The organism is Nakamurella antarctica (assembly GCF_003860405.1).
GTDB classification, from domain to species: domain Bacteria; phylum Actinomycetota; class Actinomycetes; order Mycobacteriales; family Nakamurellaceae; genus Nakamurella; species Nakamurella antarctica.
The window spans coordinates 1,402,979-1,419,063 of sequence record NZ_CP034170.1; the positions used below are offsets into that span (position 1 = coordinate 1,402,979).

Annotated in this window: 11 protein-coding genes; all 11 read left to right on the top strand. The window is 60.4% G+C overall.

Going from position 1 to position 16,085, the window contains the following annotated elements; translation table 11 throughout:
* Positions 1-27: 27 nt before the first annotated feature.
* Positions 28-3,552 (top strand): DNA polymerase III subunit alpha, encoded by a 3,525-nt coding sequence (dnaE, locus tag EH165_RS06220; protein ID WP_124798546.1) that lies wholly within the window; start codon positions 28-30, stop codon positions 3,550-3,552.
* Positions 3,549-4,073, top strand: coding sequence for a DUF2567 domain-containing protein (locus EH165_RS06225; RefSeq protein WP_124798548.1), 525 nt, complete (start codon positions 3,549-3,551; stop codon positions 4,071-4,073). The genes dnaE and EH165_RS06225 overlap by 4 nt, the downstream gene beginning before the upstream one ends.
* Positions 4,074-4,365: 292 nt before the next feature.
* The gene (gene hisD, locus EH165_RS06230; protein ID WP_124798550.1) at positions 4,366-5,673 is read left to right on the top strand and encodes a histidinol dehydrogenase; all 1,308 of its coding nucleotides are present in this window, start codon (positions 4,366-4,368) and stop codon (positions 5,671-5,673) included.
* The gene (locus EH165_RS06235; protein WP_124798552.1) at positions 5,670-6,782 is read left to right on the top strand and encodes a histidinol-phosphate transaminase; all 1,113 of its coding nucleotides are present in this window, start codon (positions 5,670-5,672) and stop codon (positions 6,780-6,782) included. Before hisD ends, EH165_RS06235 begins: the two co-directional genes overlap by 4 nt.
* A gap of 2 nt (positions 6,783-6,784) precedes the next feature.
* Positions 6,785-7,384 (top strand): imidazoleglycerol-phosphate dehydratase HisB, encoded by a 600-nt coding sequence (hisB, locus tag EH165_RS06240; RefSeq protein WP_124798554.1) that lies wholly within the window; start codon positions 6,785-6,787, stop codon positions 7,382-7,384.
* Positions 7,381-7,533: a hypothetical protein gene (locus tag EH165_RS15380; RefSeq protein ID WP_164479137.1), complete on the top strand. Its 153-nt coding sequence runs from the start codon at positions 7,381-7,383 to the stop codon at positions 7,531-7,533. The genes hisB and EH165_RS15380 overlap by 4 nt, the downstream gene beginning before the upstream one ends.
* The gene (hisH, locus tag EH165_RS06245) at positions 7,530-8,162 is read left to right on the top strand and encodes an imidazole glycerol phosphate synthase subunit HisH (RefSeq protein WP_124800346.1); all 633 of its coding nucleotides are present in this window, start codon (positions 7,530-7,532) and stop codon (positions 8,160-8,162) included. The genes EH165_RS15380 and hisH overlap by 4 nt, the downstream gene beginning before the upstream one ends.
* Before the next feature lie 10 nt (positions 8,163-8,172).
* The gene (locus tag EH165_RS06250; RefSeq protein ID WP_124798555.1) at positions 8,173-8,925 is read left to right on the top strand and encodes a hypothetical protein; all 753 of its coding nucleotides are present in this window, start codon (positions 8,173-8,175) and stop codon (positions 8,923-8,925) included.
* A gap of 663 nt (positions 8,926-9,588) precedes the next feature.
* Complete coding sequence (locus EH165_RS06255) at positions 9,589-11,097, top strand: HNH endonuclease signature motif containing protein (RefSeq protein WP_124798557.1); 1,509 nt, start codon at positions 9,589-9,591, stop codon at positions 11,095-11,097.
* On the top strand, positions 11,097-12,710 hold the full coding sequence (locus EH165_RS06260; RefSeq protein ID WP_124798559.1) for a DNA polymerase Y family protein: 1,614 nt from the start codon (positions 11,097-11,099) through the stop codon (positions 12,708-12,710). The genes EH165_RS06255 and EH165_RS06260 overlap by 1 nt, the downstream gene beginning before the upstream one ends.
* Positions 12,710-16,075 (top strand): error-prone DNA polymerase, encoded by a 3,366-nt coding sequence (locus tag EH165_RS06265; protein ID WP_124798561.1) that lies wholly within the window; start codon positions 12,710-12,712, stop codon positions 16,073-16,075. Before EH165_RS06260 ends, EH165_RS06265 begins: the two co-directional genes overlap by 1 nt.
* Positions 16,076-16,085: the final 10 nt, after the last annotated feature.

Genomic DNA, 16,085 nt, shown 5'->3' on the forward strand with positions numbered 1-16,085 from the left:
GCGTTTGACGAAAGTAGGATGACGAGCATGTCGTTGAAGGATTCCTTCGTCCACCTGCACGTGCACACCGAGTACTCAATGCTCGATGGCGCAGCACGTTTGGGTCAGCTTTTTGAGCGAACCAACGAGATGGGCATGCCAGCGCTCGCGATGACCGACCACGGAAACGTATTCGGCGCCTACGACTTTTACCGGCAAGCCACGGCAGCGGGGATCAAGCCCATCATCGGGATGGAGGCCTACCTCACGCCCGGTACTTCGCGGTTTGAGAAGAAGCCGGTGCGGTGGGCAAGCGGCGGCGAAGACGATATCTCCGGTTCCGGCGCGTATACCCACATGACGTTGCTGTCGACCTCGCGCGAAGGGATGCATAATCTCTTTCGGCTTTCCTCCAGATCATCGTTGGAGGGCTTCTACCGGAAGCCGCGTGCGGATAGAGAGTTGTTGGCCGAGTATTCGAAAGGCTTGATCGGGAGTACGGGGTGTGCATCCGGCGAGATCCAAACCCTGCTGCGCATCGGCGATTTCGAGCGGGCGAAAGCCTCTGCGGCAGAATTTGCGGATATTTTCGGTGACGGTAATTTTTACGTCGAGCTGATGGATCACGGGCTGGGTATCGAACTGCGGGTGATCACGGACCTGCTGCGGCTGGCCAAGGAGCTGAACCTGCCGCTGGTGGCCACCAACGATTTGCACTACACCAACCCGGAGGACGCAGACACCCACGAGGCACTGTTGTGCGTGCAATCGGGCAAAACCTTGGATGACCCGAACCGATTCAAGTTTGACGCCCGCGACTTTTACCTCAAGTCGCCGGCCGAGATGCGCGCGCTCTGGGAAGGCAAGTATCAGCTTCGCGAAGCCTGCGACAACACGCTGCTGATCGCCGAACGCTGCGAGACCACCTTCGACACCAGCTCTTCGTATATGCCGAAGTACCCACTGCCGAGCGGTGAGACCGAGAAGTCGTGGTTCACCAAAGAAGTTCAGCGGGGTTTGGTGTCTCGGTATCCGAACGGCATCAGCGAACAGGTGCAATCGAGGGCGGACTTCGAGGTTGACGTCATCCTCGGAATGAATTTCCCCGGGTATTTCCTGGTGGTGGCCGACTTCATCAACTGGGCGAAGACGCACGGAATCAGGGTCGGGCCGGGCCGCGGCTCCGGCGCGGGCTCGATGGTCGCCTACGCCATGCGGATCACCGACTTGGATCCCATCAGGCATGGCTTGCTGTTCGAGCGCTTCCTCAACCCCGACCGCGTCTCGATGCCCGACTTCGACATCGACTTCGACGAACGCCGCCGCGGCGACGTCATCCGTTACGTGACAGACAAGTACGGTGACGACCGCGTCGCGCAGATCGTCACTTACGGCACTATCAAGGCGAAACAGGCGGTCAAGGATGCCGCTCGCGTGCTGGGCATGCCATTCTCCGTCGGCGACCGCATCACCAAGGTGATGCCCGCGCCCGTGATGGGTAAAGATGTCCCGCTGTCGAAGATTTTTGATCCGTCCGACCCCCGCTTCTCCGAGGGGGCAGAGTTCCGCGCGCTGGTGGAGTCTGACGCTGAGGTGGCCCGCGTCATTGGAACGGCCAAGGGGCTTGAGGGCCTCAAGCGACAGTGGGGCGTGCACGCCGCTGGGGTCATCATGTCCTCGGACCCGCTGCTGGACTTGATTCCGATCATGAAGCGAGAGCTGGACGGGGCGATCATCACCCAGTTCGACTACCCGACGTGCGAAACTCTCGGCCTGATCAAGATGGACTTTTTGGGGTTGCGCAACCTCACGGTCCTTGACGATGCGTTGATCAATATCAAAGCCAACCGCGGCGAGACGGTGGTGCTGGAAGATTTGGAACTCGACGATCCCAACACCTTCGCGTTGCTGGCCCGCGGGGACACCCTGGGTGTCTTCCAGCTCGACGGCGGACCGATGCGGGCGCTCCTGCGTTCGATGAAACCCGATAATTTCGAGGACATCTCGGCCGTCGGCGCCCTCTACCGGCCGGGGCCGATGGGCGCGAACTCGCATAACGAATATGCCGACCGTAAAAATGGTCGCAAGCCGGTGGTGGCTATTCATCCGGAGCTGGAGGGGCCGCTGGCTGAAACCCTTGGCGATACCTATGGTCTCATCGTCTATCAGGAGCAGGTGATGGCCATCGCCCAGGTAGTCGCTGGCTTCAGCCTCGGCCAAGCCGATCTGCTGCGCCGCGCCATGGGTAAGAAGAAGAAGTCCGAGCTGGACAAGCAGTTCGAGGGCTTTTCTGCTGGGATGCACGAGCGCGGATTCTCCGCTGCCGCGGTGAAGGCCCTGTGGGACATCCTGCTCCCGTTCTCCGACTACGCCTTCAACAAGGCGCACTCGGCCGCCTACGGACTGGTGTCGTACTGGACCGCATATCTCAAGGCCAACTACACCGCTGAATACATGGCCGCGTTGCTCACCTCTGTAGGGGATGACAAAGACAAGATGGCGATTTATCTCGCGGAATGTCGAGCCCGCGGGATCAAAGTCCTCGCGCCGGATGTCAACTCCTCTGAACGCGACTTCGCCCCGGTGGGAACCGATATCCGCTTCGGACTCTCGGCCATCCGCAACGTCGGTACCGGTGTGGTTGCCTCACTGACAAGTTCGCGGAAGGAAAAAGGAAAGTACACGGACTTCTCCGACTTCCTCTCGAAAGTTGATGCCGTTGCCTGCAACAAGAAGGTCATCGAATCGCTGATCAAAGCCGGTGCGTTTGATTCGTTGAACCACCCGCGCAAGGGCTTGCTGATGGTGCATATCGAGGCTGTTGACTCGGTGATGAACGTCAAGAAGGCTGAAGCTGCCGGGCAGTTCGATCTCTTCGGCGAGATGAGCGCGGAAGACACAGGCGGCGCGTTCGCGATCACCATTCCGGACACCGAATGGGATACCAAGCTGCGCTTGGGGTTTGAGCGCGAGATGCTGGGACTGTATGTGTCTGGTCACCCGCTTGCCGGCGTCGAGCACGTACTGGCAAAGCTGACGGACGCCACCATTCCGGACATTCTTGACGGCACCGTGCCAGACCGAGCCACCGTGACCGTCGGTGGCATCCTGGCCGGATTAGGTCGCCGCGTCACCAAAAAAGGAGATGCATGGGCATCGGCGACCCTGGAAGATTTGGTCGGCGGTGTCGAAGTCCTGTTCTTCCCGAAGGTGTACGCGGAGGCGTCGTTGCATCTGGCCGAAGACGCAATCGTTCTGATTAAGGGCCAAGTTTCGCGCAGCGATGAGCGACTGAGCCTGCGCGCAACATCAGTGATCGTGCCGGATTTAACCGACAACTCCCATCGAGGTCCCATGCAGGTATCAATGGCAGTCTCCCGGTGTACCCCGCCGGTGGTAGACAGGCTCAGAGATGTGCTGCGAGCACACCCCGGCACGACCCAGGTTCAGGTGCGACTCCTCAACGGACAGCGCGTGGTACTGCTGGGGTTGGAGGATCAGCTTCGGGTCACCATCACTTCAGCGCTGATGGGCGACCTCAAGGCCCTACTCGGCGCGGACTGCCTGGCATGAAAAATCCCTTGCTCACGGTGTATTTGCTCATCATTCTGGGCGCAATCGCGGTCGGTGCCGTCCACGGCTTGGTGTGGTCGTTCTTGGCCCCCGGTTCGAAATACAAGGTTTTCACCGACGGCACCTTTGCGATGCTGCCGACCGAGTCGCTCAACCGGTTTACCGACTTCGCCATCTTTGCGTTGCTCGGGCTGGCGGTAGGTGTGGTGGGCGCGGCTGCCCTCTGGCATCTGCGCCCCTATCGCGGCTACCCGATGCTGGTGGTTGTCACTGCATCGGCTGCGCTTGCTTCAGTGCAAGCAGGTTTGGTGGGCCAGTGGGCGGCATCTGGCACTGCGCCGAGCAGTATCGGCCCGTCAAAGACTGAATCGATCGTCACTGCGCCGCCCGTTCTCACTGGTTGGCCAATGTTGCTCGCTGGTCCCGCCGCCGCCGTTTTGGTCTACACCTTTCTGGTTGCGTGGAACGGGCTACCTGAACTTGGACGGCCCGCTGAGGCCGAAAGTCTTCCTGTGAGGTGAGCGCCACCGTGCTCCCAAGGCTTGGGATCGCTGTAGCTAGGCGGCGGCGCCGTGACGTAGATCGCGGCCACCAGCCGTGCGGCACGGTTCTACTGGTGGCGCACACCACGCTTTTACGCGTGCCGATGTGCCGGTGGCGAGAAATACCCGTTGGCAGCTCACACAAGTCGCTCCCACAGTAAGAAAACGGCATCATCGCCGCATCGGCGTGCCGGTGACACCGCCGGTCCGCTCTCGTTCAGCACGCCAGCGGCCGGAAAAATCCGCTGGCACCTTCTAATACTCTGGTGTCATGAAGTTGAATCGAATCGACCTGCGCGCTGGACTGGGCGACATCCGGGCGGCGCTGCCCCGTGGCACTTCGGATACGGCCGCGGCCGCTGCAACAGTGGCGACGCTGGTGGCCGATGTCCGCGAACGCGGCGCGAGTGCGGTGCTTGATGCAACCGAGAAGTTCGATGGCGTAAGGCCACCCACACTGCGGGTGCCCGCGTCGGTGATCGCGGAAGCTCTGCAATCCATGGATCCCGCTGTTCGCGCCGCGTTGACAGAATCGATCAGCCGGGCCCGCCTCGGACACCAAGCGCAGATGCCCGTGGAAACCGTCACCGAAATCGCCGTAGGCGCCGTGGTCGGCCAGCGCTGGGTTCCGGTACGGCGCGTGGGGCTGTACGTACCGGGTGGCCTCGCGCTCTACCCCTCAAGTGTGGTGATGAACGTGGTGCCGGCGCAGGTGGCGGGCGTTGATGGGATTGCCGTCACTTCGCCGCCGCAGCGCAGCACCGGTTGGCCGGACGGAAACGTTCTTGCCGCCTGCGCTTTGCTCGGGATCGATGAGGTTTACGCCGCCGGCGGCGCGCAGGCAATTGCGCTGTTGGGATACGGTGCGGTGGATACCGACGGCACCGTCATCGACGGGGTGGACGTCATCACGGGTCCGGGGAACGTGTACGTCACCGCCGCTAAACGACTGTTACGTGGAACTGTTGCTATCGACTCGGAGGCGGGTCCGACCGAGATCGCTGTCATCGCAGACGATTCGGCAAACCCCGTACATGTCGCTGCGGACCTGATCTCGCAGGCAGAACACGATCCGTTAGCCTCCTCGGTGCTGATCACCACCTCGGAAACCCTTGCCGCGCAGGTGGACGCAGAGCTAACTGTTCGCGTGCCCGCGACTAAACACGCCGCTCGGGTGGCCGAGGCGCTTTCTGGTCGGCAGTCGGCCACGGTGCTCGTTAGTTCAATTGATGACGCCGTTGCGGTCGCGGATGCCTATGCCGCCGAACACTTGGAGATCCAAACAGTTGATGCTGCAGCGGTTGCGGCCCGGATCCGCAATGCTGGCGCTATATTCGTCGGCTCTTACACACCCGTGTCGGTGGGCGATTACTGCGCGGGCTCCAACCATGTACTTCCCACCACCGGTTCGGCCCGGTTCTCGTCCGGGTTGAACGTCACTACCTTTCTGAAATCACTGCAAGTGGTCACCTACGATGCTGGCGCGCTGCGCGAAGTGGCCGACCATGTGCTGGTGTTGTCGAAAGCTGAGGATCTGCCCGCCCACGGTGAAGCGGTGAGTGCGAGATTTGAATCATGATGGGGGATCGAGTATTGCTGAGCGATCTTCCGCTGCGGTCGGACCTTGTGGGCCACAAGCCCTATGGCGCACCGCAATTGACCACACCGGTGCAGATCAACGTCAACGAGAATCCTTTTCCACCATCAGCCGAACTGATCGCGGATCTCACCGCGTCGGTGGCGGCTGCCGCTGCAGACCTGCACCGGTACCCCGATCGGGACGCTACCGAGCTGCGGGCCGAACTCGCCTGTTACTTGACGCGCGCCACCGGGATCGAAATGGGAGTCGACAACGTCTGGGCCGCTAATGGTTCCAACGAAATTCTTCAGCAAATTCTGCAGGCCTTCGGTGGGCCTGGCCGGACTGCGTTGGGGTTTGTGCCGTCTTACTCGATGCATCCCATTATTAGCTCCGGCACTCAGACGCAGTGGTTGCAGATGCCCAGGCTGGCGGATTTCAGCGTCGACATGGATGCGGCAGTCTCCCTCGTTGCTGCGCAAAAGCCCGATGTTCTCTTTGTCACGAGCCCGAACAACCCCACGGGCGCATCGCTGCCGATCGCCGACATTCGCCGTCTGGTACTTGCCAGCGAATCGATGGTAATCGTCGACGAGGCCTATGCGGAGTTTTCCGGCAGGCCCAGCGCTATCACCTTGATTGATGAATTCCCGGGTCGCTTGATGGTGGTGCGAACGATGTCGAAGGCATTCGCTTTCGCCGGCGGACGCCTGGGATATCTTGCCGCTGCACCGGCCGTCATTGACGCTTTACAGTTGGTGCGATTGCCCTATCACCTGTCGGCGCTGACTCAAGCGGCCGCGTTGGCAGCGCTGCGTCATGCCGAGTCGACCTTGGCGTCGGTAGCGGTGCTGATTTCAGAACGAAACCGAGTGGTGGCGGCTCTGCAGTTACTGGGTGTCACCGTCGTGGATTCCGATGCAAACTTCATCCTGTTCGGCATGTTTGCCGATGCAGCTGCGGCCTGGCAGGCGTATCTGGACGGCGGGGTGTTGATTCGCGATCTGCACATTCCCGGATACCTACGGGCCTCCATCGGTACGCCTGCGGATAACGACAGTTTTCTGAAAGTCACCGAAGACATTTACGCAAAAATGAAGGAGCAATAACAGTGAATCGGACCGCTCGGATTGAACGTGTGACCAGCGAATCGAGCGTTCTGGTTGAACTGAACCTGGATGGAAGTGGCCAAGTAGACATCTCCACCGGTGTCCGTTTCTACGACCACATGTTGACAGCTTTCGGGGTGCACGGCTCATTCGACCTGACTGTTAAATCTACCGGCGATACCGACATCGACGCCCACCACACGGTGGAAGATACTGCGATTGTGCTCGGGCAGGCACTTCGTCAAGCGCTGGGGGACAAGGCGGGTATCCGGCGCTTCGGCGACTCCTTCATTCCGATGGATGAGGCATTAGCGCACGCTGCGGTTGATCTTTCTGGGCGCCCGTATTGCGTGCACACGGGAGAGCCTGAATCCATCCTCGGCTTCACAGTGGGAAACAACTATCCAGTGGTTTTGAATCGGCACGTGTTTGACTCCTTAGCTTTTCACGCCCACATTGCGCTGCACGTCCGGGTATTGTCCGGCAGGGATCCGCATCACATTTGCGAGGCGCAATACAAAGCGGTGGCCAGGGCGTTGCGTGCGGCTGTCGAGCCCGATATCAGAGTGAGCGGCATTCCCTCTACCAAAGGCGTGCTGTGACCTGGGAACCCATCGTCCTGCTTGGCCTAGCAGGATTTTTAGCTGGTGGTTCCTTCTCACTGTGGAAAACTTCGCGGATTGCGTCGATCGTGCTGGGAGTGGTGACGGTAGCCGCCGCTGTCGGTGGCGTGTTGTGGGCGATCAGATGAAGAAGGTCGTGGTGTTTGACTACGGCTCCGGCAACCTCGCCTCCGCGGCGAAGGCGTTGCGGAGGGCTGGCGCAGATGTCGAGGTAACCAGCGACCTCGCGGCTGCCCAAGAGGCTGACGGGTTAGTAGTACCGGGAGTGGGCGCGTACGCCGCCTGCATGGCCGGTTTGCTCGCCGTGCGTGGGGAGCGGGTGATTGGCCGCCGGTTGGCAGGGGGCCGCCCAGTTTTAGGTATTTGCGTGGGGATGCAAATACTGTTCGAGCGCGGTGTGGAACATGGTGAGATAACGGACGGGGTCGGAGAGTGGCCTGGAACCGTAGAGCGGCTACAGGCGCCGATCGTGCCGCATATGGGCTGGAATACGGTTAAGTCCGGCAACGGCTCAGCTCTTTTCGCGGGGATGGATCCAGAGTCGAGGTTCTACTTTGTGCACTCCTACGGCGTTCGCGCGTGGGAGCTGGAAGTCAGTGACCCCTTCACCCCGCCGGTGGTGACCTGGGCAGAACACGGTGGCGACCGTTTCGTCGCCGCTGTGGAGAACGGCCCATTGTCGGCAACGCAGTTCCATCCAGAAAAGTCCGGAGATATGGGAGCTGAAGTCCTTTCGCGGTGGATCGCCCTGCTGTAATATCGAACAAATGTTCGACATCCCCACTCGCGAAGCCACACTGATCGAATTACGTCGGCGGCTGGCGGAGACGGCACCCGTGGTAGCCGTCGAACCTTCTGTGCTTCCAGTGCCGGATGCGCTAGCTGGGCTGCTGCCCGGCGGCGGCTTGCCCAAAGGCGGAATTATCAGTCTGGTTGTTGATGACGACGACCAAGCGGGGGCGGGGACTACTAGTTTGCTTTTTTCCTTGCTTGCTGGCCCCACAAAACCCTGGTCGGCATTGGTGGGTCTGCCCGATCTAGGGATGCAGGCAGCAGCTGAGCTCGGTGTTGACTTGGCCCGGGTAGTGCTGATCCCGAACCCGGGAGTTGATCTGCTGCAAGTCCTTTCGGTCCTTGCCGATGGCGTGGACCTGATAGCGGTGGCTTCTTATCACGGGCCTTTAGCCTCGCCTGCTCGACTGCGAGTACTTAGCGCGCGGTTAAAGCAACGAGGTACCGTCCTCGTTGCGATGGGGGACTGGGCTGGCGCCGACCTGACGCTATCCGTATCGGTAGCTGCCTGGGGTGGTTTGGGGACGGGTCACGGCAGGCTGCGGGATCGCGAGTTGGTTGTCAGGCTCCGCGGGCGGCGTGCGCAGGGCCAATTTCGCGAGGTCAGAATCCTGCTGCGCAGCGAAGGTGTGGAAGGGAACGGCCGCGTCCACATCACGTCAGCCGGTCTCGTGCCAGCGGTTGCGCAACTTCGAGGCGCTCCATATATTGCTTCCCGCACAGGCTGACTCGTTTCGCTTCGGATTGCTGAGAGTGCATATTCATCCACAGAGGTGTGGGTGATGGCGGCGCCAACTTCGAGTCGAATATGCACCCCAATTATTTATTTTGCTCATCGCGATGGTTCGGGGGTGATGGTTCGCGGATGACGCTTCCGCGGAAGCGCCCCGGTAGCTGCGTTGGCAACGCTGCGTTGGCAAGCTGCGTTGGCAAGCTGCGTTGGCAAGCTGCTCAGCGGGCTTCGTGGCAGCGTTTCCGCGGAAGCGCTGCCACAGAGCATTTCTCCCATGCGCAATGCGCAATGCGGTCAAGGAAACAACTCGACCGCGAATTAACCCCTAGTAGCCGCCAGCAGCCGGCTGCCGTCAGGCTGGCCAGCAGTCGGCTGCCGTCAGTGGCAGTCGGCGGCCAGCTGCCGACAGGTGTCATGGGCAAAGGGTTTTTCTATAGATTGCTCCGACTTTTTCACATGGTTCTTCTCGTGCACCGTGCATCGTCCGAATGCGGTCATAGCTAGCGTGACCCACTGCGGCTGAGAAGAAGATGCACGCGTGAGGCTGGAATAGAGGTGGCTCTCATTTCCTGTTTGCGACGCTGTTTTGGACGCTGATTGCGACTGTCGGACCCACGATCTACTATCGAACTAATGTTCGATTAGAGGGGTGGGGATAATGGCGGAACTGTTGGCGACAGGGTGGGGGCTGGGAGCTGCCGCAAGTTACGAGGAACACGATGAGGAGTTTCAGTCAGAGCGTTACGAGCAAGGCATCGCGGTTCTGAGCCGCTCTGTTGAAGATACGGAGAGCCTGACGGTTGACGAGTTAGAGAACCGAATTTGTTCTACCGCGGGGCGTATCGCGGTGGCTACATGCGCGCTACTCATGATGATCGAACGGTTCGACCGCCTGCAGGGGTGGAGTCAGTGGGGAATGAAATCGTGTGCCCACTGGCTGGCTTGGACCTGCAGCATGTCGCCAGCCACCGCGCGCGAATACGTCAGAGTCGCTCGGGCGGTCTCACAGTTACCGTTGATTCTTGATGAGTTCGCGCGAGGTGTCCTGTCCTACTCAAAGGTGCGATCTGTCACGCGGGTCGCTGGACGGGTTGACGAACAGACCTTATTGAATCTGGCTGTTGTGGAAACCGCTAGTCAACTCGAACGCACCGTACGCGGCTTTCGTAAAGCGGATGGTGCCGGGCTTGATCAACAGCGCCTTCGACGCGCAAGAGCCTACTGGGATGACGACGGGATGCTCGTGCTGTCTGCTCGTCTACCAGCTGAAGAAGGTGCACTAGTCATGGCGGCGATTGAGGCGGCAGGCCTTCAGGAATCACAAGGGCCGGGTGCGCAGCATGAGCTTGTGGCGGATTCCGACCGATTAGATCTCAACCACCAGACAATGAGTGTGGCGGATTCGTTCGTTTCTATGGCCAAATCAGCGTTGAGTGCTGGCCAGACAGAAACCTCAGGTGACGACCGGCAGCTAATAGTGCTACATGTCGGGCCGGAGGCGTTCTCCTCCCCTGTCGCGCCCCCGGTTGAGGGTTGTTCTACAGAGCGGTCCGCTGACAAGGGGATCTGTCACCTGGATGATGGGCCAGGTTTAGATACGCCGGCGATGGAGAGATTTGCCTGCGATACCGCAGTGCTGGTGATGATCAAAGGCGCGGCCAAGAACGTGCTGAATGTGGGGCGCAAGGCCAGAAAAATATCACCAGCGATGCGCAGAGCATTGCGCATTCGCGACGGCGGGTGTCGCTACCCTGGCTGCCATCGACGTACCCACTTGGAGGCTCATCATCTCATTCACTGGATGCACGGCGGCCACACGGATCAAGATAACCTGGCGCTGCTCTGCAGGTTTCATCACATGGCAGTTCATGAAGGTGGATTCCGGGTGGTGGGGAAGCCGACCAGTGGAGGCTGCCTGGGACTAACGTTTTGGCGGCCCGATGGGCAACGTGTGCCGCAGGCTCCCAAACTTTATCCCGGGAGTAATCCAGATTTGAATGTCTGCGATGTTTCTCCAGAAAGCCTTAGAGCGGGTGCATTGGGGGAGCCGTTCAGCCTCGTTGACGTAGTCGCGGCAATGACTGATTCCGTGCTGACCAGAACCGCCCGCCTCGCACATGCGACGGATCACGGCGTTATCGAGCACGTGTCTTTGTCGGTTACGTGATGAACGCCGAAATCTCCCGCACCCGCACCCTGGTGGTGTGGTGTCCGGATTGGCCTGTTGTCACCGCGTTAAAGCAGGCGGGTAAACACCCCAGTGCGGCCGCAGCAGTGTTCTTGGCCAACAGAGTGCGCGCTTGCACCGCTGCTGCCCGGTCGGAGGGTGTTTCGATCGGGCAACGTCGACGGGAGGCGCAGTCGCGGTGCCCAGAACTTGTGGTGCTGCATGCCGATGCTGATCGGGATGCGCGCGAGTTTGAGGCGGTGACTGTACTGGTGGAGTCACTTGCACCCGGAGTAGAGGTGTTGCGCCCCGGAATGATTGCTTGCCCGGCGCGAGGCCCGGCACGTTTTTTTGGTAGTGAACAAGGCGCCGCGGAAAACATTATCGATGCGGTCGAGTCTCTGGGAGTGGAATGCCGAATCGGGGTGGCCGACGCACTTTCACCAGCGGTCTTAGCCGCTCGACATTCCAGGATCATCCCGGTGGGGGAATCAGCCCGTTTTTGTGGTGACCTGCCTATTCGTGAATTAGCAGCCGAATCAGCTATTGCACCGCCAGAGCGTAAAGAACTAGTGAACCTGTTGCAACGCTTGGGGATCACCACGTTTGCAGCCTTTGCTGATCTACCCGAATCTAAAGTGGCCACAAGATTCGGCGCCGACGCTGTGGTGGCGCACAGGCTTGCCCAAGGCAAAGCGGAGCGCAGCGTCTCTCGGCGGCACATCCCAACCGACCTCACAATCGAGCAGGTCTGCGATCCACCGCTGGAGCGGGTCGATACGGCAGCTTTCGCCGCTCGCGCCTTAGCGGAGCGATTCCATCAGGGCTTGGCGTCAGCGGGGTTGGCCTGTACCCGGCTAACTATCAGTGCCACTACTGAACGGGGCCAGGAACTTTCGCGGACATGGCGGTGCGCGGCCCCGTTGACACCCGCGGCTACCGCCGACCGAGTGCGGTGGCAACTCGATGGATGGCTTACTGCATCACGCACCGTTGTATCGAATAGTGGTTCATCGGATTTGGGCGGCCCGGGAGCGATCACCATGCTCACGTTGCATCCGGTGGAAGCAGTGGCCGCCGGGCATATTCAGCACGGGTTGTGGGGTTCATCGGGGGAAGATGACCAACGAGCGGGATGGGCGTTGGCGCGGATCCAAGGACTGTTAGGGCCGGAATCAGTTTTAAGCCCGCTTGCTTCCGGGGGGCGAAACCTGAGCCAGAGGGTCGAACTCATCCCTTGGGGCCAAGAGCGTGTTCCCACCAAAGACCCTGCCGCACCCTGGCCGGGGCGGTTGTCTGCACCCTCGCCCACCAGAATCACGGTGTCGACACCCCCTCGAGACCAACAGATCTCACTGCTGGACACGCACGGCGACACAGTACGAGTCACGCCGCGCGGCATGCTGTCGGCGGAGCCGTCGTGGTGCTCAGCCGCGACTGGCAAGGTGTCTCGGATCATTGGGTGGGCTGGACCGTGGCTGTTGGATGAACGGTGGTGGGAGAAGAGGAAAGATCCAGTGCTCGCCAGGCTGCAAGTTTCGTTGGCGACCGGTCCCCCTCTGCTGCTGGCGTTGAGCCAAGTGGGCTGGATAGTAGAAGGAACATACGACTGATGGGCTGGCACAACCCACCGGTGCCGTGGACCGAACTTGAGCGGGCGCTCTCTGGTCGCGCCCCGAAACCTGATGCCGCTGCAGCCATCCATCGAGAGCCAGCGGCGCTGGTGGCGGTTCCAGCGCTGGTTGAAGATTCACGGCCAACGAAACCATCTTGGCCAGAGTCCCGAGTGCCGTATGCGGAGTTGCATTGTCACTCAGCCTTCAGCTTTTTAGACGGCTCCTCATCCCCGGAAAGCCTTATCGAAGAAGCGGTTCGGCTGGATCTGGACGCCATTGCCATCACCGACCACGACGGGTTCTACGGCGTTGTTCGCTTTGCACAGGCAGCGGCTGAAGCTGGCATGAAAGTGCTCTACGGGGCTGAACTTTCGTTGGGATTAACCGAACCGCAAATGGGGATTTCTGACCCGGTCGGTACCCATCTATTGATTTTGGCGCGAGGGCAGGAGGGGTATCGACGACTTTCTGAGCAGATCAGTAAAGGTCATATGGACGGCGGTGAAAAGGGCCGCCCTATTTACGATCTCGATATCCTTGCAGCCGCAGCCCAAGGGCATTGGTTGGTGCTCACGGGTTGTCGTAAGGGCGCCGTTCGACGAGCACTACGAACCGCGGGGACAGTCGCAGCTGGTAACGAAATCGATGCTCTTACAGCCCGTTTCGGCCACGACAATGTGATGGTTGAGTTGACGACCCACCAGTTGCCCACCGACGATGAAGACAACGACGCGTTGGCTGAGTTGGCTGCGGAGCGGGGACTACCGGTAGTGGCGACCACCGCAGCTCACTACGCCAACCCGTCTGGCAGCAGGCTCGCAGCGGCGATGGCGGCGGTGCGGGCGCGGAACAGCTTGGAAGAGGCCGATGGCTACCTTCCATCCGGCCCGACGGCGCATTTGCGCTCCGGCGCTGAGATGGCACATTTGTTCAGGCGTTATCCCACTGCGGTTGCCAACGCTGCACGGGTGGGCACGGAGTGCGCCTTCGACCTCACGCTAGTGGCGCCGCAGTTGCCCCCCTTCAAAGTTCCACCAGGCCATAACGAAAACAGCTGGCTACGGGAATTGACCATGATCGGTGCTGCTAGCCGATACGGATCGCCGGAGACCAATCCCAGAGCCTTTCAGCAGATCGAAAGGGAACTGCAGGTGATCGAAGGTCTCAACTTTCCCGGCTACTTTCTGATCGTCAACGACATGGTGCGGTACTGCAAGGAAAACGACATCCTCTGCCAGGGAAGAGGTTCAGCCGCGAACTCGGCGGTGTGTTACGCATTGGGAATCACCGCCGTCGACGCGGTGCGCTATGGGTTGCTTTTCGAGCGGTTCCTTGCGCCCGAACGAGACGGCCCCCCCGACATTGATATCGACATCGAGTCCGATCGCAGGGAGGAAGTGATCCAATACGTCTACAACACCTACGATCGCCAGCACGCCGCACAAGTGGCCAACGTCAACACCTATCGTCCGCGGATGGCTGTCCGGGACATGGCGAAAGCTCTGGGGTACTCGCCCGGCCAACAGGATGCGTACTCCAAACAGATCGACGGTTGGACGCCATTGCGACAGCAAAGGGGCCCCGAGGCGCAGATTGACATCCCCGTCGAGGTAATGGATCTGGCGATGCAGGTGCAGGACCTGCCTCGGCACCTGTCTATCCACTCTGGCGGAATGGTGATTTGCGACCGGCCCATTGCCCAAGTCTGCCCCGTGGAATGGGCCCGGATGAAGGACCGATCGGTGCTGCAATGGGATAAGGACGATTGCGCTGCCATCGGCCTCGTCAAATTCGACATGCTTGGTCTTGGAATGCTTTCCGCACTGCATTACGCGGTCGATCTCGTCAAAGAGTACGAGGGAGTTGAGGTCGACTTTGCGACTTTGGACCTCGAAGAACCGGCCGTGTACGAGATGCTGCAGCGCGCGGACTCGGTGGGAGTCTTTCAAGTTGAATCCCGGGCGCAGATGGCAACCCTGCCCCGACTGAAGCCGCGCCGATTTTACGACTTGGTGGTGGAGGTGGCGTTAATTCGGCCCGGGCCGATCCAGGGCAACGCGGTCCACCCCTATATCCGCAGGCGTAACAAACTTGAAGCTGTGACCTACGACCACCCAGTGATGGAGAAATCGTTAGAAAAGACCCTAGGAATCCCCATCTTTCAAGAACAACTGATGCAGCTTGCCGTCGATGTCGCCGGTTTCGATGCGGGGGAGGCCGATCAGCTGCGGCGGGCGATGGGATCCAAAAGGTCGACGGCCAAAATGGAGAAAATGCGAGCGAGGCTGTACGAGGGAATGGCATCGATGCATGGCATCACTGGCGATATCGCAGACCGCATTTACGAAAGGCTTTTGGCCTTCGCTAATTTCGGGTTTGCCGAATCCCATGCCTTGTCTTTCGCGGCGTTAGTCTTTTACTCATCGTGGCTGAAACTTCACCACCCCGCGGCGTTTTGTGCCGCGCTGCTACGCGCCCAGCCCATGGGTTTCTACTCGCCGCAGTCCCTAGTCGCCGATGCAAAGCGACACGGCGTCACGGTGCGCAGACCTGATATCAACGCATCGCTCGCCTACGCGCATCTGGAAATGGACGACGGCGCCCCAGCAGTCCGACTGGGCTTGAGTGAGGTCCGCACCATCAGCGCGGAGTTAGCAGCAAAAATTGTGGGAGCCCGTGGAAACGGTTACTCCACACTGGACGAGCTCACCAGAGCCGTCACCCTCACCAGCGTCCAAGCTGAAGCATTGGCAACCGCGGGCGCCCTCGACCCGCTGACAGCAACGACATCCACAGCAGGAGCAACAGCAACGGCAGGAGCAACAGCAACAGCAGGAGCGACAGCCGATCGGCGGGGAGCGTTGTGGGGAGCGGGGGCGGCGGCGGGGGACAGGGCAGGCACGCTGCCAGGGTCGTTGCTGGGCTTGGACGCCCCATCTCTCCCGGGGATGAGCGACCTGGAATTGACGGTGGCGGATTTATGGGCCACCGGTATTTCGCCCTCTAGCTATCCCACCGAATATTCCAGGCCCTATCTCGACGGGATCGGGGTTACCAACGCGGTCGACCTCGCAGCAAAAGAACATGGCACGCGAGTCCTGGTAGCTGGCATGGTCACGCATCGGCAACGCCCCGCTACGGCCTCGGGAGTCATCTTCATCAACCTCGAAGACGAAACGGGAATGCTCAACGTCATCGTCTCCGTGGGGTTATGGTCCCGATACCGACGCGTGGCCAGAGGGGCATCGGCGCTGGTAGTTCGTGGAATGGTAGAGCGAGACGGCGGAGCGATGTCGATCGTGGCTGACCGGATCGCCGCTCTGGATGTCATCGCAGCTACCCCGTCCCGGGATTTCCGATGACTTCTGGCAC